Origin of the sequence: Arthrobacter koreensis, from assembly GCF_035792275.1 — a bacterium.
Classification (GTDB): Bacteria; Actinomycetota; Actinomycetes; order Actinomycetales; family Micrococcaceae; genus Arthrobacter_B; species Arthrobacter_B koreensis_A.
Genome location: NZ_JAMWKK010000002.1, coordinates 202,571 through 225,966, shown reverse-complemented (window position 1 = coordinate 225,966; position 23,396 = coordinate 202,571). Strand labels below are relative to the sequence as shown.

Annotated in this window: 20 protein-coding genes; 6 read left to right on the top strand and 14 right to left on the bottom strand. The window is 66.4% G+C overall.

What is annotated here, in order from left to right:
* Window positions 1–54 precede the first annotated feature (54 nt).
* The 5 genes from NGB94_RS02975 to NGB94_RS02955 all read right to left on the bottom strand — a co-directional run bounded on the left by NGB94_RS02975 (window position 55) and on the right by NGB94_RS02955 (window position 5,451).
* The gene (locus NGB94_RS02975; protein ID WP_325788977.1) at window positions 55–1,455 is read right to left on the bottom strand and encodes an LCP family protein; all 1,401 of its coding nucleotides are present in this window, start codon (window positions 1,453–1,455) and stop codon (window positions 55–57) included.
* A 238-nt stretch (window positions 1,456–1,693) separates the two neighbouring features.
* On the bottom strand, window positions 1,694–2,623 hold the full coding sequence (era, locus tag NGB94_RS02970; RefSeq protein ID WP_325788976.1) for a GTPase Era: 930 nt from the start codon (window positions 2,621–2,623) through the stop codon (window positions 1,694–1,696).
* The gene (locus NGB94_RS02965; protein WP_418910599.1) at window positions 2,616–3,923 is read right to left on the bottom strand and encodes a hemolysin family protein; all 1,308 of its coding nucleotides are present in this window, start codon (window positions 3,921–3,923) and stop codon (window positions 2,616–2,618) included. Before NGB94_RS02965 ends, era begins: the two co-directional genes overlap by 8 nt.
* Before the next feature lie 20 nt (window positions 3,924–3,943).
* Entirely contained in the window at window positions 3,944–4,417 is a 474-nt protein-coding gene (ybeY, locus tag NGB94_RS02960) for an rRNA maturation RNase YbeY (protein WP_325788973.1), read from the bottom strand.
* Window positions 4,414–5,451: a PhoH family protein gene (locus tag NGB94_RS02955; RefSeq protein ID WP_325788972.1), complete on the bottom strand. Its 1,038-nt coding sequence runs from the start codon at window positions 5,449–5,451 to the stop codon at window positions 4,414–4,416. The genes ybeY and NGB94_RS02955 overlap by 4 nt, the downstream gene beginning before the upstream one ends.
* Before the next feature lie 384 nt (window positions 5,452–5,835).
* On the opposite strand from NGB94_RS02955, the gene NGB94_RS02950 reads away from it, so the two are divergent.
* Window positions 5,836–6,756, top strand: a complete 921-nt coding sequence (locus NGB94_RS02950) for a GerMN domain-containing protein (protein WP_325788970.1) — start codon at window positions 5,836–5,838, stop codon at window positions 6,754–6,756.
* Window positions 6,757–6,777: 21 nt separating this feature from the next.
* Here the strand turns inward: NGB94_RS02950 and NGB94_RS02945 are convergent, their stop codons facing one another.
* The 3 genes from NGB94_RS02945 to hrcA all read right to left on the bottom strand — a co-directional run bounded on the left by NGB94_RS02945 (window position 6,778) and on the right by hrcA (window position 9,832).
* The gene (locus NGB94_RS02945) at window positions 6,778–7,572 is read right to left on the bottom strand and encodes a 16S rRNA (uracil(1498)-N(3))-methyltransferase (RefSeq protein ID WP_325788969.1); all 795 of its coding nucleotides are present in this window, start codon (window positions 7,570–7,572) and stop codon (window positions 6,778–6,780) included.
* Window positions 7,573–7,587: 15 nt separating this feature from the next.
* Complete coding sequence (gene dnaJ, locus NGB94_RS02940) at window positions 7,588–8,727, bottom strand: molecular chaperone DnaJ (RefSeq protein WP_325788967.1); 1,140 nt, start codon at window positions 8,725–8,727, stop codon at window positions 7,588–7,590.
* A gap of 91 nt (window positions 8,728–8,818) precedes the next feature.
* On the bottom strand, window positions 8,819–9,832 hold the full coding sequence (gene hrcA / locus NGB94_RS02935) for a heat-inducible transcriptional repressor HrcA (RefSeq protein ID WP_325788966.1): 1,014 nt from the start codon (window positions 9,830–9,832) through the stop codon (window positions 8,819–8,821).
* Between the two features lie 174 nt (window positions 9,833–10,006).
* Here hrcA and NGB94_RS02930 point away from each other — a divergent pair, with 174 nt between their 5' ends.
* Together NGB94_RS02930 and NGB94_RS02925 are read left to right on the top strand one after the other, a co-directional pair.
* Complete coding sequence (locus tag NGB94_RS02930) at window positions 10,007–10,849, top strand: DUF3097 domain-containing protein (protein WP_325788965.1); 843 nt, start codon at window positions 10,007–10,009, stop codon at window positions 10,847–10,849.
* Window positions 10,850–11,047: 198 nt separating this feature from the next.
* Window positions 11,048–11,428 carry a DUF4870 domain-containing protein gene (locus NGB94_RS02925; RefSeq protein WP_325789119.1) on the top strand — a complete coding sequence of 127 codons (381 nt, stop codon included), beginning with the start codon at window positions 11,048–11,050 and terminating at the stop codon, window positions 11,426–11,428.
* Between the two features lie 30 nt (window positions 11,429–11,458).
* Here the strand turns inward: NGB94_RS02925 and hemW are convergent, their stop codons facing one another.
* Both hemW and lepA read right to left on the bottom strand, forming a co-directional pair.
* Entirely contained in the window at window positions 11,459–12,688 is a 1,230-nt protein-coding gene (hemW, locus tag NGB94_RS02920; RefSeq protein ID WP_325788963.1) for a radical SAM family heme chaperone HemW, read from the bottom strand.
* A complete protein-coding gene (gene lepA / locus NGB94_RS02915; protein ID WP_325788961.1) occupies window positions 12,685–14,538 on the bottom strand; it encodes a translation elongation factor 4 in 1,854 nt (617 codons plus the stop codon). Before lepA ends, hemW begins: the two co-directional genes overlap by 4 nt.
* A 189-nt stretch (window positions 14,539–14,727) precedes the next feature.
* Here lepA and NGB94_RS02910 point away from each other — a divergent pair, with 189 nt between their 5' ends.
* Together NGB94_RS02910 and rpsT are read left to right on the top strand one after the other, a co-directional pair.
* Window positions 14,728–15,297, top strand: a complete 570-nt coding sequence (locus NGB94_RS02910; protein WP_325788960.1) for a type II toxin-antitoxin system PemK/MazF family toxin — start codon at window positions 14,728–14,730, stop codon at window positions 15,295–15,297.
* Window positions 15,298–15,521: 224 nt separating this feature from the next.
* On the top strand, window positions 15,522–15,782 hold the full coding sequence (gene rpsT / locus NGB94_RS02905) for a 30S ribosomal protein S20 (protein WP_055241021.1): 261 nt from the start codon (window positions 15,522–15,524) through the stop codon (window positions 15,780–15,782).
* A gap of 116 nt (window positions 15,783–15,898) precedes the next feature.
* On the opposite strand, the gene holA is transcribed toward rpsT, so the two are convergent.
* Window positions 15,899–16,906, bottom strand: coding sequence for a DNA polymerase III subunit delta (holA, locus tag NGB94_RS02900; RefSeq protein WP_325788958.1), 1,008 nt, complete (start codon window positions 16,904–16,906; stop codon window positions 15,899–15,901).
* Window positions 16,907–17,149: 243 nt separating this feature from the next.
* On the opposite strand from holA, the gene NGB94_RS02895 reads away from it, so the two are divergent.
* Window positions 17,150–18,460 (top strand): TetR/AcrR family transcriptional regulator, encoded by a 1,311-nt coding sequence (locus NGB94_RS02895; protein ID WP_325788956.1) that lies wholly within the window; start codon window positions 17,150–17,152, stop codon window positions 18,458–18,460.
* Between the two features lie 42 nt (window positions 18,461–18,502).
* Here the strand turns inward: NGB94_RS02895 and NGB94_RS02890 are convergent, their stop codons facing one another.
* From NGB94_RS02890 to NGB94_RS02880, 3 genes are all read right to left on the bottom strand, one after another.
* Window positions 18,503–20,980 carry a ComEC/Rec2 family competence protein gene (locus NGB94_RS02890; protein ID WP_325788955.1) on the bottom strand — a complete coding sequence of 826 codons (2,478 nt, stop codon included), beginning with the start codon at window positions 20,978–20,980 and terminating at the stop codon, window positions 18,503–18,505.
* Window positions 20,981–21,317: 337 nt separating this feature from the next.
* Entirely contained in the window at window positions 21,318–22,274 is a 957-nt protein-coding gene (locus NGB94_RS02885; RefSeq protein ID WP_325788953.1) for a helix-hairpin-helix domain-containing protein, read from the bottom strand.
* Window positions 22,275–22,380: 106 nt separating this feature from the next.
* Window positions 22,381–23,307, bottom strand: coding sequence for a DegV family protein (locus NGB94_RS02880; RefSeq protein WP_325788952.1), 927 nt, complete (start codon window positions 23,305–23,307; stop codon window positions 22,381–22,383).
* Between the last annotated feature and the right edge of the window lie 89 nt (window positions 23,308–23,396).

The following is a 23,396-nucleotide window of genomic DNA, read 5'->3' as shown; positions in this document are numbered from 1 at the left end:
TTCTCTGCGCGCACGTGCCCAGACTAGCACGCACGTTCCGGGGTGTTTGAAAACTCAGTAACCGAAGGCCGACTGGCACGTAACCTGCGCCGCGGTCTGCCCGGTGAGGCCGCCAAGGCTTCCGGTGTCCTCCATCAGGTTCCCGTCAGTGAAGTCCGAACCGACCTGCACGACGACGCCGGTCACGGCCGAGCTCGCGGCCACCTGGGCTGCGGGAATGTTCAGGGCCTTGGCGACTTCAAGAGCCATGTCTTCGTAGCCGGGGGTGAAGAAGACCTGGGTTCCGGGGGTGGTGGCAGCTGACAGACCGCCGGCGATTGCCTGGGTGAAGCCCTCGCTGAGCAGGTACTCAGCCAGCTCCGCGTCGCGTCCGCTGTCAGTTCCGTTGATCCCGTCCAGGACGGTAACCGGAATGACGGCAGGGTCGATGGCCGGCTGGGAGGGCTCAGGGCTGGCGGTTCCGGGCGTGTCTGTGCCGGGGGTTTCCGCGGCAGGTTCTTCCGCTGCGGCACCGATCGGCTGGTCAGCGACCAGGGCGTCGAAGAGCGGCTGGGCTGCGTCCTCGTCCAGGACCAGCCGGTTGGGGTCTAGTTCGTAGGGCATGACGGGAACGGTCACGAACGCTACGTTGCCCAGATCCACGTCCTTCAGGCGCCCCGCCATCGCGATGAGGGTCGGAATGTCGGTGAGCCCCTCGTCCACGGTGAGGTTCTTCGTCACGGTGTCCGCAATGGAGTACAGGCGGGGAAGGTTGTTCAGCGTTCCTTCGCCCTGCACCTTGCGGACCATGGAGGCCAGGAAGCTCTGCTGGGCCTTGATGCGGCCTTCGTCGCCGCCGTTGCCGAATCCGTGCCGGGTACGAAGGAAGGCAAGCGCCTGGTCACCCTGGATGCTGGAGACTCCTGCGGGGATGTTCAGCCCGGACAGCGGGTCGTCCACAGGCTGGTTCACGCAGACCTCGACGCCGCCAAGGGTGTTGGACAGTTCCTTTACCGCGTTGAAGTCGGCCATCATGAAATGGTCAATGCTGAGCCCGGTGAGCTGGTTGATGGCAGCTACCGTGCAGCCGGGGCCGCCGTTGCCCAGCGCTCCGTTCAGCTGCGCGAGCCCCATCGCCTGGTATTGCAGGCCCGATTCAGGGTCCGTGCAGGCCGGGAGCGCGACCAGCAGGTCGCGCGGGAAGCTCACCACGGTGACGTGGGAGCGGTCAGCTGCCATGTTCACCAGCATCATGACGTCGGAGTTATTCGAATCCTGGCCTTCGCGGTTATCGGTGCCCAGGACCAGGATCTGCATTGAGTCGGTGTTGGTGTCCGCGGGGACCTCGGGCTGGTCCTGTCCGATGTTCAGCGGTTTGGTATCAAAGTTGCTCTGCAGCCGCAGAAGCTGCACGCCGGCAAAGACGAGTCCGGAAACCAGGGTCAGGGAAAGGAGCACCGCGATGGATGCCAGCACGGGGTGTCCACCGCGCGCTGTTCCGTTGCCAAGGTGACGGCCGCCGGGTACGGCGGCCGTGCGGCGTCGGCTGGTAGCGGCAGATCCGGAGGGACCATGACCTGTAGCGGCACGGCGTGATGGCATAGCCGTTCCCTCCCCTGGTTCTGATACTGATGGCTTGCGAAAATGGATGAACAAAGTGTACGGGCCGCTGCTGGAAAGAACCTTGGGATCCGCTGCGGTACGGCCTAAGCCGCTAGAATCCCAGCTTCACCAGCTGCTTTGGGTCCCGCTGCCAGTCCTTGGCGATCTTAACGTGCAGGTCCAGGTAAACCCGGGTACCCAGCAGCGCTTCGATGCCGCGGCGTGCATTTGTTCCCACTTCGCGCAGGCGTGAACCGCCCCGCCCAATGATAATCGCTTTCTGCGATGACCGTTCAACGTAAAGATTGACCCGCACATCCAGGAGCGGGTTCTCTTCGCTGCGACCCTCGCGCGGCACGATCTCTTCTACGACCACGGCCAGCGAGTGCGGCAGTTCGTCCCGCACGCCTTCCAGCGCAGCTTCGCGGACAAGTTCGGCAACCATGACCGCCTCGGGCTCGTCCGTGAGCTCGCCGTCGGGATACAGCGGCGGGGACGCCGGCATATGGGAGGCGAGGACATCCGCAACGGTGTCTACCTGGAAGCCGTCCGCGGCAGAAACGGGGACGACGTCGGCCCATCCGCCTTCGCCAAGAACCTCGTTGCCCAGCGCGGTTACCGACATCAGCTGCTTGGCCAGTGCCGCACGGTCAACGAGGTCGGTCTTGGTGACCAGGGCGATGACCGGCTTGCGCTTCAGCGCGGCCAGCTGGTTGGCGATGTAGCGGTCGCCCGGGCCCACTGCTTCGTTGGCCGGAAGGCAGAAACCGATCGCGTCCACTTCGGCCAGCGTGTCTGCCACCAGGTCATTAAGCCGCTGCCCCAGCAGGGTGCGCGGACGGTGCAGGCCAGGAGTGTCCACCAGGATGAGCTGCGAAGTTTCCCGGTGCACGATTCCGCGGATGGTGTGCCGGGTGGTCTGCGGCTTCGCCGAGGTGATGGCCACCTTTTGGCCCACCAGGGCGTTGGTCAGGGTGGACTTGCCGGCGTTGGGCCTGCCCACCAGGGACACGAATCCGGCGCGGAACGTGGGTTCAGTCATTTCGGGGTACCAATTCTGTCGTTTTGGGGCGGTCCGGATGGGCCGCCGCCGTAGTATTCGTTTCGCCGTCCTCCGGCTGCCGCCAGGCGAGGACGTGGGAGACACGGTTGCGGCGTCCCTCCAGCCGCTCGGCGTGGAGAACGATCGATTCGACAACCACTTCGCTGCCCACGATGGGAACGCGCCCGAGGGCCTTGGCCAGCAGGCCGCCCACGGTGTCCACCTCGTCGTCCTCGAGGCTGAGGTCGAATAGTTCGCCGAGGTCGTCGATGCCGGCTTTGGAACTGAGCCGGTAGCGGCCGTCTCCCAGGTCTTCGATGTCCGGGCGTTCGGAGTCGTACTCGTCAACGATTTCGCCGACGATTTCCTCGATCAGGTCTTCCAGGGTGACCAGTCCGGCTGTGCCGCCGTACTCGTCGATCACGATCGCGACGTGGGTGGATTCGCGCTGCAGCTCCTGCAGCAGCTCCCCCACGGCCTTTGATTCGGGCACGTAGCGGACTGTGCGGCACAACCCGTCCACGGCCTGGCTGCCGGCCTCCGGCGTGCGGCCGTGCATCTGGGCCGCCACGTCCTTGAGGTAGAGGATGCCGATGATCTGGTCGGCGCTGTCCTCAATGACGGGGACGCGTGAGTAGCCGGAGCGCAGGAACAGGGACATCGCCTGCCGGAGGGTGGATCCCGAATCGATGCAGACCATGTCCGTCCGAGGGACCATCACTGACCGGACCTTGGTGTCGCCCAGCTCGAAGACCGAATGGATCAGCTCGGCTTCCGTGTTTTCGATCATGTCCGCTTCGGAGGCACGGTCCAGCAGCTCCCGGAACTCTTCCTCCGTGAAGAACGCCGCGTCAGGTCCCTGGGTTCCGGGGGCCACGGCGGAGCCAATCTTCACCAGCCACCCGGGGATGGGGCCGAGGATAGTGCGCAGCACGCTCACGAGTCCGGCCGTGAGGACGACGACGCCGGTAACGTGCCGGCGTCCGATCTGCCGCGGGGACACTCCCACGAGGACAAACCCGACGCCGGCCATAGTCACCGTGGCAAGCAGGCCCGCGAGCCAGAGGTTCTCCACCACCAGCTGGAAGGCCATGGCAACGGACACCGCGGTGGCCATTTCAAACCAGACGCGCCAGAACCTGAGCGCGTGCATGTGCGCTACGGGGTGCTGGAGGATCCGCCGGAGCGGCTTGCCGGCACGGCCGCTGAGCAGCGCTTCGGCTTCGTGTCGCGGGAGGTAGCCGTAGGCTGCCTCGGCGGCGGTCAGGAGTCCGGCCAGCACCACAAAGGCGATGGCCATGACAACTAGGACGCCTACGCTCAACTGCGTGTCTCCTTCGGGGCTTCCCGGCCCGTGTAGTCCGACAGCAGGCGGCGCTGAAGCCCGAACATTTCAGCTTCTTCCTCGGGCTCAGCGTGGTCGTAGCCAAGCAGGTGAAGGATGCCGTGGGTCGTCAGCAGCAGCAGTTCGTCTTCCAGGCCATGGCCTGCCGTCTCAGCCTGCCGGGCGGCAACCTGCGGGCAGAGAACAATGTCCCCCAGGACTCCCGCCGGAGTCGGACGGCCAGGGGAACCCGGACGCAGCTCATCCATGGGGAAGGACAGCACGTCGGTGGGCCCGGGAAGGTCCATCCACTCAATGTGGAGCTTTTCGATAGCGTCCTCGTCCACCAGGATGATGGACAGTTCTGCCTCGGGGTGGACGTACATGGCGTCGAGGACAAAGCGGCCCAGGCGGGCCAGTGCTTCCTCGTCAGCCTGCACGGCGGACTCGTTGTTAACTTCGATGCTCATCGTTTCGTCTCCTGCCCGGCACTGCGGGAACCGGTGCGCGAACGGCGTTCTTCATCCCATTCGCTGTAGGCGGTCACGATGTCGCTGACCAGACGGTGCCGGACCACGTCGGTCGCGGTCAGTTCGGAGAAGTGGACGTCCTCGATTCCGTCGAGGATCTCGTGGACGATCCGCAGGCCCGAGGTGGTGCTTCCGGGCAGGTCCACCTGGGTGACGTCGCCGGTGACGACCATCTTCGATCCGAACCCCAGACGGGTCAGGAACATCTTCATCTGCTCCGGCGTCGTGTTCTGCGCTTCGTCCAGGATGATGAACGCATCGTTGAGCGTCCGGCCGCGCATATACGCCAGGGGGGCCACCTCAATGGTTCCGGCTGCCATCAGGCGGGGAATCGATTCCGGATCCATCATGTCGTGCAGCGCGTCATAGAGCGGGCGCAGGTAGGGATCGATCTTGTCGTTCAGCGTGCCTGGGAGGAACCCAAGCCGCTCACCCGCTTCGACCGCCGGCCGCGTCAGGATGATGCGGTTGACTTCCTTCTGCTGCAGGGCCTGCACGGCCTTGGCCATGGCGAGGTAGGTCTTTCCGGTGCCTGCCGGGCCAATGCCGAACACCACGGTGTTGCGGTCAATCGCATCAACGTAATTCTTCTGGTTCAGCGTCTTGGGCCGGATGGTCCGTCCGCGGGTGGAGAGGATGTTCTGCGTCAGCACCTCGGCCGGGCGCTCAGCGCTCTGGTCCCGCAGCATGGTGATCAGCTGTTCCAGGATCTGGGGAGTTACCCGCGTCTGGTGGCGTGCGAGTACCCGGACTTCGCTCACGAGGCGGACGGTCCGCTCCACAGCGGCGGCGGGACCGGAGACGGAGAGTTCATTGCCGCGGACGTGGAGATTCACTTCCGGGAAGGCGTTCTCGATGATTTTCAGGGCCTCATCGTTGGCGCCCAAAGACTGGACCATATGCTCGGTTGAGTCGAACACAATCGTCTGCTGGTCCTCACGGATGGTGCCGATTCCTGCTGAAGATTCGGTCATATATGCGGCCCCTCGGCCTCTCATCGCCCCTTATCGGAAATGTGGATGGAAAGTCTGCTGAAATTTATGGTGCACACAGCCTCCTTAATTCTACTGGATAGGCACACGCACGCGCCTACCTGATTCAGCGAGGACCGGAAGGGCTTCCGGCGTCCGGGACCGTTACGGGTGATGTGATCTGTATTACGGGATTTGTCTCGGCTTGGCATCGTCTGGGTCTCAATCAGGTTTCAGTCCCGCCACAGAACCGTGAACCCCCGGTTTTGGCCTGTTTCACTGTGCCAAGCTTGATCGAATGCTCCGACCGGGATTCCTTCCCCGCCGGACCCCCACAGCATCGCCCGGTCCACGGACCGGCACAGAAAACGGAAGGCAGGGACAGTCATGATCCGGCAGCACACTCGCCGCTCCGGCCGTGTCCGCCTCCTGATGGCAGCAGCAGCGGCTCCGCTGCTGCTTGGCTCGTGCGGCGTGGTCGCGGAACTGCCCACCACCAGCATGCCCAGCTCCTTCAGCGCGGCGACTTCGCCCGAGGGGCGTCCCATGGCGGTCTCGGCGCCGGCGGAAGCCACTGTTTCCAAGGTGGTAATGCCGGTCTACTGGCTGGGACTCAACGGTTCCGATGTGCAGCTCTACCGGGAGTTCCTGCCGTCGCAGAACACCGGGGACCCCATCGGCGAAGCAGTTCTGGCCATGACAACCCAGGCCCCCGCGGATGATGACTACTTCACTCCCTGGTCTCCGGCGTCCAAGGTCACCGCGTCCATCTCCAGCAAGAACGTCATCACGGTGGACGTCTCCTCGGATGCCTTCAAACCGTCCCTCGACGCCGGCATGGCCCACCGGGCCGTGCAGCAGCTCGTCTACACCGCCACCGCGGCCGCCGCGAATGCCGGCCTGACCACCGCCGGCTACAACGCGAGCGTGGTGGTGCTGGTTGACGGCAAGGCCGGCTACCGCGCCTTCGGACACGAGGATCTGGAACCGGCGCTGGAGCGGGACAAGACCATGCCGGCACCCATCTGGATTATCAGCCCGCAGGAAGGCGACGGCACTGAAACATCCCTGACGGTGACCGGATCCGCGGTGGAACGGGACGAGCAGCTGCTCTGGAGTGTTGAGCGCATAGTCAACGGCCGCCCCGAAACCACTGCCCTGAAGTCCGGTGAGATCCGGCTGGAGGCAGAGGCCGGCGAGACGTCGATGTTCGAAGTCGCCATTGAACTGGAACCCGGCGACTACAACGTCCGGGTCTTCCACGGCGAGGGCGAGAACGAGGACTCTAAGCGGTTCACGGTCTACTAGGACCGCTTCGCCGCTGCGGCGTCAGTCCCAGCGGCCCAGCAGGTGGTTCAGCAGCACCAGGGCGGCCGGACCCGCGCTTGAGGACCGCAGCACGTGCGGGCCAAGACGTACCGGTACAGCGCCGGCTGCACCCAGGGCCTGCAGCTCAGCAGGGCTGATGCCGCCTTCGGGGCCTACGACGACGGCGACAGACCGAATACCGGATGTCTCGCCGCCGGGACTCCCGGCAGCAGACCCCTGCAGCAGCGCCGCTTCCACGGCGCCGGCCAGGGCGGTGCCGGCCTCTTCATGCAGGACCAGGACCAGGTCAGTGCCTTCCAGCCGCCTGGACAGCGTCTTGCTGTCCGCTGCGTCGAGCACGTGCGGAATCCTCGACCGGCGTGACTGTTTTGCCGCCGACGTCACCACGGCACGCCACTTGGCCTGCCCCTTTGCCGCTTTTTCGGCCCGCCAGCGGACGATGCTGCGTTCGGACTGCCAGGGAAGCACTGCGTCCACCCCAAGTTCGGTGGCGGCCTCGATGGCCTGTTCGTCCCTGTCGCCCTTGGCCAGCGCCTGTACCAGCGTGATCTCGCAGTCCGGGGCGGGTTCGGCATCCACCTCGCGGACGTCGACTTCAAGCAGTGCCGGGTCAGCGCTGCGGACGGTGCCCCGCAGCCTCGTACCGGCGCCGTCGACGATATCCACGTCCTCCCCCGGCGCCAGCCGCTTGACCGCGACGGCGTGGCGCGCTTCGGGACCGGTCAGTGCGAAAACGCTGCCCGGGACTGCGTCCGCTACGAGTTCAGGGTCGCCAAAGAAGATGGGGCTGGTCACCGTACGCGTCCGCGGTTAGTGGTTGCCGAGGCGGTCGCGCAGTTTGGCGAAAACGCCGGGGCTGCTGGTTCCGCTGATCCGGCCCTCGGCGAATTCCTCGCCGCGCAGTTCGGCCAGGCGGCGGAGCAGTTCCTCCTGCCCCTGGTCCAGTTTCTGCGGGGTCTCCACCTGGACATGGACCATCAGGTCGCCGCGGCCGTAGCCCCGGAGGTGGGTAACGCCGAGGCCCTTGAGCGTGGTGACTTCGCCTGACTGGGTTCCGGCCTTGATCTGGATTTCGCGTTCCCCGTCGAAGGTCTCCATGGTGATCACGGTGCCCAGCGCGGCGGCCGTCATCGGAACCGTGAGTGTGGCGTGCAGGTCGTCCCCGTCCCGCATGAACACCGGGTCGGCGTTGACACGGATTTCGACGTACAGGTCGCCCTGCGGGCCGCCGGCCGTTCCGGCTTCGCCCTGTCCGCTGAGCTGGATGCGGGTGCCGGTTGCTACGCCGGCGGGCACCTTGATGGTGAGGGTGCGGCGGCTGCGGACGCGTCCTTCGCCGGCGCATTCGTGGCACGGGTCCGGGATAACGGTGCCGAAGCCCTGGCAGGAGCCGCAGGGTGCGGTGGTCATGACCTGGCCCAAGATGGAACGGACCGCGCGCTGGACCTGGCCGCTGCCGTGGCAGATGTCGCAGGTGCGCGGGGACGTTCCGGGCTGGCAGCAGGAACCTTCGCAGGTGGGGCAGAGAACCGCAGTTTCGACGTCGATCTTCTTGTTGGTGCCGAAGACAGCGTCCTTGAGATCGATCCGTACGTTGATCAGCGCGTCCTGGCCGCGCCGGGTGCGGGAGGCCGGTCCGCGTCCGCCACCGGGGGCCCCGCCGCCGAAGAAGGTGTCGAAGATGTCCTGGAACCCGAAGCCCTGGCCGCTGAAGCCGCCGCCGAACCCGTTGTCCGTGCCGTTCTCCTGGCCGGTGGTGTCGTACACCCTGCGCTTCTGCGGGTCGGAGAGGACCTCATAGGCGTGGGTCACGGCTTTGAACTCGTCGGCCGCTCCGGGGGCGGTGTTCACATCCGGATGGAGCTTGCGGGCAAGCTTGCGGTAGGCCTTCTTGATTTCCTCGCCGGTGGCATCCCGGCTTACGCCGAGTACCTGGTAGTGATCACTCACTCGTGCACATCGCTTCCTGTGTTGCGTCCCCCGCCTCGGGGGTGATTAGTCTTCCGCATGCCGCCGTTCGGAGCGGCTGCCGGTCAATGGGTCAGTTGTTCAGGACCCGGGAAAGGTAGCGGGCAACGGCTCGAACCGCTGCCATGGTGTTGGGATAGTCCATCCGGGTGGGACCAAGGATTCCTACCATAGCCGAAGCGTCCGGCCCGTACCCAGTGGCTACGACGGATGCCTCGGAGAGGGACCCGTACGGATTCTCGGATCCGATCCGCACCGAGACGCCCCTGGCGTCCTGCTCCATCTCGGAAAGCAGCCGCAGCATCACGACCTGCTCTTCGAGGGCTTCCAGGATGGGTCCAATGGTGAGCGGGAAGTCGCCGGTGGCCCGGGCCAGGTTAGCTGTGCCCGCCATGACCATCCGGTCTTCGCGGTTGATTCCGGCCAGCTGTTCCAGGGCCCGCACCAATGCTGCTGCCGTTCCGCGCAGGTGTGCCGGAACGGTGGCCAGGGTGTCGGTGAGGTGGGACGTGATGCGTGTCAGGGTGGTCCCGGCCAGGGCCTGGAGGAAATGCTGGCGGAGTTCGTGCAGGTCCTGCTCCGTCACCGGTGCGGGAACCGTGATGACGCGCTGCTCGACCCGGCCCGTGGTGGAGATCAGGACTACCAGGACCTGCGCCGGGGCCAGCAGGACAAATTCGATGTGGCGCACCTTCGCGTTCCCCAGGTGCGGATACTGCACGACGGCGACCTGGTTGGTCAGCTGGGACAGCAGCCGGACGGTGCGGTCCAGGATGTCATCGATATCCTCCGCGCCTTCAAGGAGGGTCTGGATGGCGCGGCGTTCGGCGGCGGAAAGCGGCCGAAGGTCCGAGAGCTGGTCCACGAAGAGGCGGTAACCCTTGTCCGTGGGGATGCGTCCGGCGGAGGTGTGCGGCGCAACAATCAGGCCCTCTTCTTCGAGTACGGCCATGTCGTTGCGGATGGTGGCGGAGGAAACCCCCAGGTGGTGGCGTTCGACCAGGGCCTTTGAGCCAACGGGTTCACGGGAGTGGACGTAGTCCTCAACAATGGCCCGGAGCACCTCGAGCCGGCGTGGTTCGCTCAATGGTTTCCTCCTTTGCTGACTGACTTTCGACTGGCACCGTCCTGCGGTCCGGTGTTAGCACTCGGTGTCCCTAAGTGCTAAGTCTAATACCATCCGCTCCCGTTGCTAGCATTGAATCTTCCGTGCCTGCGGCCACCGCGGGCGCTCCTCCGCGTCGTCCAGGAACGAGGTTTCATGCCCAGCTACGAGTGGGGCCCGCAGGACATCACCGCTCCGGCCCGGAAAGCCCTGCGGCAGGTCGGCGCAGAAAAGGGCCTGGTCCTGGAAGAGGTGCAGACAGGCTGGGTCGGAGCCGTGCTCCGCACGGAGAAGTCCGGCGGCATGCACCTGGTGGTGCTCGAGGACTACCGCGGACGGACCCGCTCCTTCGAACTGGGCTTCGGGTTCCTCCTGGAAGGCGAACCGGTAGAGGTGGTACCGGCGGTCAAGGCTTCAGCCCCGGCAACCCGGCGCACCGCGTCCGGGTCGGTCGCCGTCGAGAACGTCCGGGCCCGCACGGCCAGGGCAAGCCGGATCTGGGTCGAGGGCAAGCACGACGCCGAACTGGTTGAGAAAGTCTGGGGAGACGACCTCCGGATCGAAGGGATCGTCGTCGAGCCGCTCCACGGAGTAGACGACCTGGCCGGTGCGGTGCGGGACTTCTCCCCCGGTCCGGGGCGGCGCCTCGGCATCCTCGTGGACCATCTCGTAGCCGGCTCCAAGGAATCGCGAATTGCCGCGGAAGCCATGCGGGTGCCCGGAGCCGCCGGAAACGTGCTGATCGTGGGCCATCCCTACGTTGACGTCTGGCAGGCGATCAAGCCCCATGTCATTGGCCTGCAGGCCTGGCCCGTGGTGCCGCGCCACGAGGATTGGAAGACCGGGATACTCAAAGGCCTCGGCTGGCCGCACCGCGACCACACCGACGTCGCCATGGGCTGGAAGAAGCTCCTGGGTTCAGTCCGTACCTACGCCGACCTGGAGCCCTCGCTGCTGGGACGGGTCGAGGAGGTAATCGACTTCCTGACGGTGCCGTAAGGACCCGTCAACACACCCGTCAGCCTGATCGCAGGGCGGCGCGCTGGACCACCCGGTGCCTGTTCCTGCCGTTGAAGCCAGTACCCTTGTCTAACAACAGGTACCCGCGGGGGGCGAACCCTGCGTCATCTGAGAGTTAAAGGAAGAGCAACCGTGTCCAACCCACGCCCGAACCACCCGCAACCGGAAAACAACGGTTTGCCGGCGCGCCCGGACCTGCAGGGTGCCCCGGCCAATGCCCTCCCGCTGACCGCATCTGAAGACCGGCAGTGGGCAACCCTGTCCCATTTCGGCGGGATCCTCGGATTTGTTCCTTCGCTCATTATTTACCTGGTCTTCCGCGACCGCGGGCCTTTCACTGCCCAGGAATCCAAGGAAGCCCTGAACTTCACGCTGCCGCCCACCATCCTCGCGCTGGTGGCCTGGCTGCTCTCCTTCATCCCGGTGGTGGGCGGGTACTTCGCCATCCTCAACGCGCTCATTTGGATTGCGGTCGCCGTGTTCTCCGTTATGGCCGGCATCGAATGCAACCGCGGGCGGCCCTACCGCTACCGGTTCAACCTGCGCCGCATCCGGTAGTCCCCTGCCCGCGCCGCTTTCCCGGCCGGGCTAGGGCAGCAGCCGGCGCACAACGGCGTCGGCCAGCAGCCTGCCCTTGAGCGTGAGCAGTACGGTGCCGGAAATAGCCGCCCCCGGCTCCACCAGCCCGTCCGCGATCAGCCCGGCAATCTCGTGCCGTCCTTCCGGGCGCAGCAGCTCCCGCGGCAGCCCTTCGGCCAGACGCGTGCGGAGCATCACGTCTTCGAGGTAGCGGGTATCCGCGTCCAGGGTTTCGCGCCCGACGGCGGGTGACTCCTCCGCCGCGATCCGCTGGGCGTAAGCCGTGGGATGCTTGGCGTTCCACCAGCGGACGCCGCCCACATGCGAGTGTGCCCCCGGACCAATCCCCCACCAGTCATCACTGCGCCAGTAGGCGAGGTTGTGCCGGCAGGCGTCCTGCGGAGTGCGTGCCCAGTTGCTGACTTCGTACCAGTTCAGGCCGGCGGCGGTGAACAGTTCGTCGGCCAGCAGGTACTTGTCCGCGTGGTCATCGTCGTCAATCGGCGGCACTTCGCCGCGGCGCATGCGCGCGGCCAGCTTAGTGCCCTCCTCGACGATCAGTGCGTAGGCGGAAATGTGGTCGGGTTGGTAGCTCAGGGCTTCCTCGACCGAATGCTTCCAGTCCGCGAGGGATTCCCCCGGGGTGCCGTAGATCAGGTCGACGCTGACTTTCAGCCCGGCGTCGCGCGCCCACTGCACGGCCTGCGGCACGCGTGAAGGGGTGTGGGTCCGGTCAAGAACCGCCAGGACATGCGGCACCGCGGACTGCATGCCGAAGGAAACCCGGGTGAAACCCGCATCCTTCAGGAGCTGCAGGGATTCCGGGGTGACCGAGTCAGGGTTCGCCTCAGTGGTCACCTCTGCGCCGGGCGCCAGCCCCCACTGTTCGACGGCGGTGCCCAGGATGGCGGCCAGGTCTCCGGCGGGGAGCAGCGTCGGCGTACCGCCGCCGAAGAAGACGGTCTCGATGGGCCGCTCCGGGATGCCGGAGGCTGCCAGGGCCCTGGCGGCAAACCGGACTTCCTGCTGTGCGGTTGAGGCGTACGCGTCCTGCGACGCACCGCCGCCAAGCTCGGTGGCGGTGTAGGTGTTGAAGTCGCAGTAGCCGCAGCGTACGGCGCAGAACGGAATGTGGACGTAGAGTCCGAATTTCCGTTCCGCTGCCGCGGTGGCTGCGTCGGCCGGCAGGATTCCGTCCCTTGGGGCGGGATCCCCGAGCGGAAGCGCGCTTGGTGTCACTTCTTGGCTTTGTCCTTGGACTCGTCGGAAGACAGGGCCGCCACGAAGGCTTCCTGCGGTACTTCCACTCGGCCAACCATCTTCATGCGCTTCTTGCCTTCCTTCTGCTTTTCCAGCAGCTTGCGCTTACGGCTGATGTCGCCGCCGTAGCACTTGGCAAGCACGTCCTTGCGGATTGCGCGGATGGATTCGCGGGCAATGATGCGCGAGCCGATGGCGGCCTGGATCGGCACCTCGAACTGCTGCCGCGGAATAAGTTCGCGCAGCTTTCCGGTCATCATGACGCCGTAAGCGTAGGCCTTGTCCTTGTGGGTAATGGAGCTGAAGGCGTCCACCTGCTCGCCCTGGAGCAGGATGTCCACCTTGACCAGGTCGGATACCTGCTCCCCGTCGGCCTTCCAGTCCAGCGAGGCGTAGCCGCGGGTCTTGGACTTCAGCACATCGAAGAAGTCGAAGACAATCTCTGCCAGCGGCAGGCGGTAGCGGATTTCAACCCGGTCCTCGGAGAGGTAGTCCATGCCGCCCAGGACACCGCGGCGGGTCTGGCACAGCTCCATGATGGCGCCGACGAACTCGCTCGGCGCCAGGATCGTGGCTGCAACCATCGGCTCGCGGACTTCCTTGATCTTGCCTTCGGGGTACTCGCTGGGGTTGGTCACGGTGACCACCTTGTTGTCCTCGAGCGTCACCTCGTACTCCACGTTCGGTGCAGTGGAGATCAGGTCCAGGTTGTACTCGCGCTCGAGCCGCTCACGGGTGATTTCAAGGTGGAGCAGGCCCAGGAAGCCGACGCGGAAACCGAAGCCCAGCGCCGCCGACGTTTCCGGTTCGTACACCAGAGCGGCGTCGTTAAGCATCAGCTTCTCCAGCGCATCGCGAAGCACCGGGTAGTCGGCGCCGTCGATCGGGTAGAGGCCGGAGAACACCATGGGCTTGGCATCGGCGTAGCCCGGCAGCGATTCAGCGGCGGGCTTGGCCAGGTTGGTGACGGTGTCGCCGACCTTGGAGAGGCGGACGTCTTTCACGCCGGTGATCAGGTAGCCCACCTCGCCGACTCCCAGTCCCTTGGACGGAGTGGGTTCCGGGGAGCTGACGCCGATTTCCAGCAGTTCGTGGCTGGCGCGGGTGGACATCATCTGCACGCGTTCGCGGGGCGAAAGCTTGCCGTCCACCACTCGGACGTAGGTGACCACGCCGCGGTACGTGTCGTAGACGGAGTCGAAGATCATGGCCCGTGCGGGTGCGTCGGGGTCGCCGACGGGTGCGGGAATGTCACGGACAATCTTGTCCAGCAGGGCTTCAACGCCCACGCCGGTCTTGCCGGAGACCTTCAGGACGTCCTCGGGATCGCCGCCGATCAGCTTGGCCAGTTCCTCGGCATACTTCTCCGGCTGCGCTGCCGGAAGGTCGATCTTGTTGAGGACGGGAATGATGGTGAGGTCGTTCTCCATGGCCAGGTAAAGGTTGGCCAGGGTCTGGGCTTCGATGCCCTGGGCTGCGTCCACCAGGAGCACTGCGCCTTCGCAGGCGGCCAGGGAACGGGAGACTTCGTAGGTGAAGTCGACGTGGCCCGGGGTGTCGATCATGTTCAGCGCATAGGACGCGTCATCCAGCTCCCACGGCATGCGGACAGCCTGGGACTTGATGGTGATGCCGCGTTCGCGTTCGATGTCCATGCGGTCCAGGTACTGGGCCTTCATGTCGCGCTGCTGAACCACTCCGGTGAGCTGGAGCATGCGGTCGGCCAGGGTGGACTTGCCATGGTCGATATGGGCGATGATGCAGAAATTCCGAATGATCGCCGGATCCGTCGCGGCAGGCACCGGTGAGAAGCGGGCCAGAGGTGACACTGTGGCGGTTCCTTTACTGTTTGCATGGCTTCGGCGCTGTCCCCGGATGCATGCTCCGGGCAGGGCCGCTCGCACGCAGGGATTGTACGAAGTGGACTGGTGTTAACAGTCTCCCACGTTTACCCCGGCGGACCCGAACCGTTCACGGCGGGGAAGAGCGGCGGGGCCGCCCGCACCTAGGATGGCGGCATGGCTTTTTCTTCCCGGAACCTCCTCAGCCTTGCCCGGACCGCCCTTCGCGTTGCCCGCCAGCTGGCCCCGCCCCCTGCGAAGGTGCCCCGGCAGGCCCCCGCGGGGACCAACCGGACGCCGGGGCCGCAGCCATCTTCTCCGCGCCCGGTTCCAGCAGGCACGCCGCGGACCGCCGGATACGCCGGCGACTACACCGGACGCATCAAGCCCGTCTATGCCCCGAAGCCCGACGGCGCTCCCGACCCGGGCGAGGTCGTCTGGGCCTGGGTGCCCTACGAGGACGATCCCTCCCAGGGCAAGGACCGCCCCGTCCTGCTCATAGGACGCAGCGGGTCCCGCCTGCTGGGCCTGATGCTCACCACCCGCGACAGGAACCACGCCCGCGAAACCGATCCGGACTACCTGGATATTGGAACCGGCGCCTGGGACAGCAAGGGCCGGCCGAGTGAGGTCAAGCTGGACCGCATCATCACCCTGGATCCCGCCGATATCCGAAGGCAGGGTGCCGTCGTTGAGCGTTCCGTTTTCGACCGTGTTGCGCAGCGCCTCTCAGACCGCCGCAGCTGAGCCCCCTCCCCCGGACCGCCCAGGCGCCTGCCTGGACCTGGCGGAGGTTCCGTGCCGCGTTCCACACTGCCCCCGAAGTTCTGCTAACATTTATTGCTGTGTGTCCGCGCAGGTCGACGGGCACTTCAGGCCGGGCGCCATTACGGTATCCCCACGCCGCTCAGTCAATGTCTGGTCTGAAATTCCCTCACCGACCAAGTCCGCAATACAAAGAGAGTTTATAAGTGGCCAATATTAAGTCCCAGAAGAAGCGCATCCTCACCAACGAGAAGGCGCGTCAGCGCAACAACTCGGTGAAGTCCGAGCTGAAGACGCTTATCCGCAACGTGGATAACGCTGTCACCGCTGCTGACAAGGAAGCGGCTCAGGCAGCCCTGCAGGCTGCTACCCGCAAGCTGGACAAGGCTGTCAGCAAGGGCGTTATCCACAAGAACAACGCTGCTAACCGCAAGTCGGCCATCTCCAAGAAGGTCAACGCGCTCTAAGCGGGAGCAACACCCATAGCTTTACGAAAACGGCCGGTCCTTCGGGACCGGCCGTTTTTGCTTTGTCCGGGACACGGGCAGGCGGGATACGCGCACGCTCCCGGGGCGGGCCGGAACTACCGTCCGGAGGCCGCCAGGGCGATCACAGTCACCGCACGTTCCACCGCGTAGACCGGGTCGCGGCCGGCACCCTTGACCTGGGCATCCGCTTCGGCGAGGACCTGCACCGCTTTCACCAGCGATTCCGAGGAGAACCGCTGCGCATCGCGCCGTGCCTGGTCAACCTGCCACGGGGCCATTCCCAGATCCTTGGCCAGGGCCGCTGAGGATCCCCGCAGGTCGGCCACCCGGGCCACCGCACGCACCTTCATGGCCAGCGCGGCCACCAGGGGAACCGGATCCACGCCGGTGGCCAGCGCGTGGCGCAGCATGGACAGTGCGGCCCCTGCACGTCCGGCCAGAGCGGCGTCGGCCACCTTGAAGGCAGTCGCCTCTACGCGGCCGCCGTAGTACTTCTCGACCGTTTCCTCGGTGACTTCACCGGACGTATCGTTCATGAGCTGCTGGCAGGCAGACGCCAGTTCAGCCAGGCTCGAACCAACTGCGCTGACCAGCGCACGGACTGCCCCGCCGTCGATCCGGCGTTTTGCGGCCCTGAACTCCTGCGAAACGAAATCCGCCTTGTCGGCGTCCTTCTTGAAGGGCTGGCAGTCGACAACGGGGGCTTTGGCGGCCTTCACGGCGTCGAGCAGCTTCTTGCCCCGGTTTCCGCCCGAGTGATGCAGGACCAGCACTGTGTCCGGCGCGGGATCGGATAGGTAGGCGAGGGTGTCGTTCAGGAACTCCTCGCTCATGTGCGCAAGGTTCCCGGCTTCAATGAGCTTCGCTTCCCCGAAGAGCGACGGGCTGGCGATCAGGGTGAGTTCACCGGCGGTGTACGCGGCCGCATCAATCCGGATCACCTCCGTGTCCGGAGCCTGGCTTCGCTGCTGCAGGCGAATGGTCTCCATGGCGCGCCCGGCCAGGTACTCTTCCGGCCCGGTCAGGAGCACCACGGGAGCCGGAGCAGCCTGCCGCCACGACACGGTACCGGCGGCCGGCTTTGCGGAAGATTTCTTGGGCACGGCCGGATTCACGGATGCACTGCTCCTGGACTGGTAAAAGGGGATCAATCACCCCCAACATTGCCACGGGGCACCCCGCCCGCCAACTTCCGCCGTCGTCGTTTTTGCCACACCCCGCCCGCAGCGCAGGTTCCGGCGTTCCGCCGGGCGGACAAAGGCGCCGGCGACGGCGGAGTCAAGTTTGTCCGTGCCCGCGGGTACCGCTAATGTTGCGGAGGCATACGCCTAGAGGAGAGTGATTTAGTGGCCGCAGCTGACGGCACCCCCTCCCGCCGCAAGCCTTCACGCCGGCAGCCGCCTTCCGTTGTTGCGCGTGCCGCCGTGAGTGCGGCGCTGGAACAGGGCTTTGAACGTGTGACTGTGGAAATGATCTGCTCCCGGGCTGATATTTCCCGGAGCACGTTCTTCAACCATTTTCCTTCCCGCGACGCAGCGATCATCGGCAAACCCCTGACGGTGCCCGGGCCGGAGGTGACGCACCCGATTTTCTCGCAGTATCCGGACGACCTGGTCCGTGGGCTGCTGGAACTGCAGGTTCCCGGCCTTCTGAACCGGACCGCCGATGCCGATGTCCTGCGGGACCGGACCCGGCTGATCACCGAACAGCCAGCCGCCATGAGCCAGTATTCCACCGGACTCATTGGGGTCCAGAACAGCCTCAACGACGCCGTGGAAGGCTGGCTTCGTGCCAATCCGCAGCACGCGCGGCTTCCCGGCAAGCCCCGGACTGAAGCGGTTCTTGCGGTCACATCCGGGTATGCCGCACTGTTCGCGGCCTCCCAATGGTGGAGCATTCCGCTCCGTGACGTTCCCGAGCCGCTGGCAGCCTGCCTTGCAGCTGCCGATGCCCTGCGGGACGTTGTGGGCGTGCACGATCCCAACCGCCCCGAAAGCGTCCCCTGCGGACCGTTTTCCGGGCCCGCGGACGACTCTGGGCGCGTACCCGGACTGCGGGAACGGAAGCGGCGCGATACTGAGAAGCGCATTGAGCTGGCCGCGGTCCGAGGCGCCCTTGAACGCGGATTTGAGTCCGTCACGGTGGATGAAATCTGTGAAGAAGCAGTGATTTCGCGGAGCACGTTCTTCAACTACTTCCCTTCACGGAATGCCGCGATTGTCGGCCGGCCGTTGAAGGTACTGCCGCAGGAGAGCGCTGATGCGGTCCTTACCAAGCACGGCAAGGACACTGCAGCGGGCGCATTCGCGCTCATTTTTGCTTCACTTGCGCACACCGACGCCGAGGTTGCCCGGCTGCGGGCGGAACTGTCCAGCAAGCAGCCGGCGGCCCGTGACGCAGGAACCACAACCCTGGTCGATGCCGGCACGAGGATCATGGCCACCATCCGGAACTGGCTCGCCGCCAACCCGCAGTATTCCAGCATCGACGCTGACCCCGCTTATGAAGCGTCCCTCGCGTCCAACGCCACCTACGCCGCGATTTCGGTCATGGAAGATGGCTGGCTGGGCGCCGCTGCCGATGCACAGGCAAGTGCGAAGGCATTCACCGAAGCCATGGCCGACCTTCGGACACTGCTTTCCAGTCCGGCTGCCTGAGCGTACCTGCGAATTGCGCCGCTGGCCGGGCACACGGGTACGTCAGAATCCGGCGCCGAGTCCGCTGACCAGCAGTCTGCCGTCCTCAAGGTGCAGGAAAAAGCTGCCCAGCTGGTCCGTGCGGGCTATCCGGGAGCCGGCGAGCCCAAGGCTCTTTATGGTTTCAGGTGCGGGATGCCCGTAGGTGTTCTCTTTCCCCACGGAGATAAGCGCCAGCGGCGGCCGCAGCTCTGCCGGCAATAACCCGCCGGAGTTCCGCGCGCCGTGGTGCGCAACCTTGAGTACGTGCACGGTTCCAGTCCGGAGTTCCGGACTGGAACGCAGCATTTGCCTGGCTGCATCTTCCTCCAGGTCACCGGTGAAGAGCAGGTTCATTCCGGCTGCCCTGACCAGCAGGACGGCGCTTGCGTCATTTTCGGTAAGGCCGCCCGGGGTGTCGTTCCCGGATACCCCCGGGAAGCCCTCGGCCGGCGGCCAAAGCACGTTCCACCGCACGCCCCCGTGCTCGCCGTGCCCGCCCTTCACCAGGCGCTGGGGGTGGACGCCGAACCCGTCGGCAAGTTCCGAGATTTCCGCAGGCAGCCCCGGTTCTGAGGATGAGAAGGCCAGCGATTCCACCGTCCTGCCGTCGCCGGCCGCTGGGGCCCCGGCATAGTGGTCCGCATGGACATGCGTAATGACCAGCAGCTCGACGGTGCGGATACCCAGCCGGTCCAGACAGGCATCCAGTGCGGGAGGGTCCGGCCCGGCGTCGATCACGATGGCCGCCTCCGGGCCCGTCCGTACTGCCAGTGCGTCACCCTGGCCCACATCACACGCCGCGGCAATCCACTCCCGGTTCGTCGCATGCGGCTGAATGAGACGGACAGCGGACGCCGTCAGGACCACGGCAAGCACTAGGCCCGCCAGCGCTGCCCAGAAGGCTGTCCGGGACCCGCGTACCGCACCGAACCTTCGAGTGCCGCGGCCCGCCCTTGCGGACACGACGATTGAACGCCCTTCCTGGCCGCCGGGCACGGTTTTGCCATCCGGGCCGTGCCGCACGCGTCCAAGCCGCATTACTCCGAGTGTCAGCAGCGCCGCCGCCCCTGCCATGGCTGCTGCCCCGGCCGGTCCCGGGAGCCAGGGCAGCAGCGCGCCGGGTGCCTGGGCGAGGAACCGCGCGATGCCGGCTACCCATCCTGAACCGGCAGCCGCGCCAAACAGGAAGGGAAGATCCAAAGGCGGCACAAAGTAACCGAGAAGGACTGCCGCCATTCCGGCGATGGTCACGAACGGAACCACCGGGGCCGCAGCGATATTCGCGGGCAGTGAGTAGGCAGGAAGGTTCGGCTGCAGCAGGATGAGCACCGGTGCGCAGGCAACCTGTGCGGCGAGGGGCACGGCGGTGAGGACGGCCAGCGGCTGTGGCAGGAACCGGCCCAGCCCGGCCGTCAGCCGCGGTCCAAGGAAGATCAGTCCTGCCGTTGCGCAGACTGAGAGGATGAAGGCGTAGCTTCCGCTGAGCCAGGGATCCACGGCCAGCAGGACCGTGGCACATAGGCAGAGCAAGGCTGCCGGTACCTTGCCGCGGCCGGTGAGTACCGCTGCGGTTCCTATCGACCCCATCACAGCGGCCCGCAGCACGCTGGCGTCCGGCCGGACTACCAGCACAAAACCTGCCAGGACGAGGAGCGCGGCGGCGGCCGCGGCACCCCGTGGCAGCCGGATCAGACGAGACGTCAGGAATACAAAGGCCAGTAGGTAACTGCAGTTGGCACCGGAGACCGCAGTGAGATGGGTAAGCCCGGTGTCCTGCATGGCTTTCGTCAGATCGGGCGGGGCTGTCGACCTGTCCCCCAAGACCATGCCGGGCAGCAGGTTCGCCGCATCCGAGGCACCGAGTACTTGGGCGCGGCCGGCGAATCCCGTCCGGAGGTCCGTGGCGAGGGCCGGCAGCCCCTCAGCCGGCTGAACATCCGGTGTTCGTGCCGCACGAAGGACGGCTGCGGTGCGCTCACCCGGTTTCGAGGCGCTCAGGGTCCCCGCCGTGGTGAAGGTATCCCCCAGATGGATGTCAGCGTACGCCTCGCCGCCTATGACCAGGACCGGCAGCCGTGCCGAGTGGTGTTCTCCGGCGTGGGTGAAGCTGCGCAGCTGTGCTTCCAGGAGGTATCGGGGTTCGCCGCTGAACCGGTCGGCCGACGCTGGACGGGCATCCGTGCCGGCGACGAACTCCCCGGTGATCGAAGCGCCCGATGCGACTGCGTTCCCGGCCGGGCCCGAAGCTCGGGACACCACGGCGGCCCCCGCTGAACTGGCTACCAGGACCAGCACGGCGAGGGGAACCAGCGCTGCGGCCGCCGGACTGCGGACCCGCGGGGGTCTCTTCCGCCAGGACACCAGAAGAAGCAGCAGCAGGAGCACCCCGCCGGCGGCGGCGGCCAGCAGACTGGCCGTCCCAGGAAGACGGACCGCAGCGGCCGCGCTTGCCCAGGCGCAGACAGCAACGGGAACCAGGCGTAATTCAGTAGGCGGCACGGGGCCGGCCCCGGCAGCACCTCCGGAACGCCCTCGATCACGGGTGTCCCTCCGGGAAAAGGACGCGGCAAGCTGCCGGATCATGGCAGCCAAGACGGTTGACAGACCGTGGAAAGGCCTGCCGCGGCTCCGGTCCCGGGACCGGGCCCCACTGGGACCGTGCTTCTCTTCCACGGCCCCGTTCGCGCGCTGCCCTGCTGCAGTGCTACGGCCATCGGTCGCCGCCGCCGTGTAGCGGGCCCACCGGCTTTGCCGTGCCATCAGGTTCGTCCCCGCTGACAGGTTCCCGCAGCCGCTGCGTTCGTGCAGTCCTGCCCGGCGGCACGCGCCTGCCTGTTCACACGACGACCAGCGGAAGGAGCGCCGCGAGCATGGCCTCCCCGATCCCCGGAACTGCGTCCAGGTCCTCTGCGCGCTGGAACGGTCCGTGCTCGGTGCGCCAGGCGATGATCCTGGCGGCCAGTACCGGCCCGACCCGAGGCAGCGTCTGCAGTTCAGCCTCACCGGCAGTGTTGAGATTAACTGCTCCGGCACCCGTGCCGGCGCCCGCTGCAGATCCCGGCAGTTCCTGAACTGCAGTACCGGGCCCCGGCGCTGCAACCGGGCCGCCAGGATCTCCCTGTGCAGGGATCACGACCATGGATCCGTCGGTCATAGGCGCTGCGAGGTTCACCCGGGTCAGGTCGGCCTGCCCCGTGGCGCCGCCGGCTGCTGCCACCGCATCGGCAACCCGGCTTCCCTCCGGGACGCGCACCAGCCCCGGTGCTGAGACAGCCCCGGCCACGTGCACCACAAGCTCTGTCCCGGCCGGACTCCCCGGAGCGTTTTGTCCGCCGGGTGCGGCAGCTCCACCGGACGGCGCAGCCGTGCTGCCGGACTGCGGCGGATCGCCGTCAGCAGGCGCTGCTTCCTCCGGCCGCTCCCCAGCACTGGTGGCCGCGAAAGTGGATCCCAGCTCCACGCTCAGCACGTCGGAGGAGGCACGGTCGCGGAGCAAAGGCACCGTCGCGGCAACCGCCAGCATCAGGCAGGCTGCGAGGATTCCGGCACGCAGCGGAAAGCTCCAGCGCCGCTGGTTCTCCGCTGAGACGGACTGCTCCAGGCCGCTGGCTTCACGTTCCGGCCCGGCAGGAAGGTCCTTTTCCTCCTCGCCGCTCTCCGGGGCATCGCGGTTGCATTCCATCTGGCCGGGTTCCAGTCCGCCGGATGGGTCGAGGCCGGCAGCCCGGCGCCGCGCCGCAAGCCGGGAGGGCAGTGCTGCCGGCGGTTCGGTATCCCAGCGGTGGTTGGCCATGGCTGCACGCTATGGTCCCGGGGCCGCAGTCAGTGCGCCGGTTCAGGGTCCTGTGCGCATTGCCTTGGCGCGGAGCGGGGTGTGCAGGGAAACTGCGGCGGCGTGCTTAGTCGATGAACTGGTCAGGATCCGTGCCTGCGGGCGCTGCCGGAGAGCTGTCATCTTCTGCGGCCGCCGCTTCCCGAGCCAGAGCCGGGCTGGGCGCTATAGCCACCGCCAGCACTCCCAGGCCGGCATGCGCGGCAAGCACCGCGGGCAGCGGGCAGAGCGTTACCTCAGCTTCAGGCACTTCTCGAATGACTGCTGAGGCCAGGCGTTCAGCCTCCGCTTCGTTGCCAAAATGATGGACCGCAACGTGCACCGGACCGGAACGCCGGGAAAGCTCCTCGCGGGAAAGCTCCTCCAGCCGGGCCAGTGCCTTCGGCGCGGTCCGCACGCGTTCGAGCGGAACCACCAGGCCGTCGCGGATCGCCAGGATCGGCTTCACCGCCAGCAGGGTGCCGAACCAGCCGGCGGCAGCATTGATCCTTCCCCCGCGGCGCAGCTGGTCAAGGCTGGGAACGTAAAAGAGGATGTGGGCGGCTTCGGCACTCGCGCGGGCGGCAGCAGCGACGTCGGCCGCTTCCGCGCCCGCGAAAGCGGCACGGGCGGCGGCCTGCACCGCATAGCCCAGCCCCATCGCGACCGACTCGGTATCCACGACGAGCACGGGAAGCTCAGCGGACCGCGCGGCGAGCCGGGCCGAATCCACGGTGCCGGACAGTTTGGCGGAGAGATGCACTGAAACCACCGCCTCAAAACCTGCGGCAGCGAGCTCGGCGTAAACAGCCTCGAACTGGCCCGGAGCCGGACGTGAGGTGCGGACTTCCTGGCCCTGTGCAAGGGCCAGCGCGAGGGCGCCGATCATCCTGTCGGTGCCCTCGCCGTAAATCTGGTCCCCGATCATCACGGGCATCGAAACAACCCGCACCAGCGAGGCAGGCCCGGGTGTCTCCGCCCACTGTTCAGGCAGGGAAGACGATGAATCGGTCACGACGGCGACGCGCGGGCGGAGAGCGGGTCCACTCCCGGTTTCCCGGGATTTGAACCACCGCCCGCGCAGCGCCGCCCAGTCCATCATGG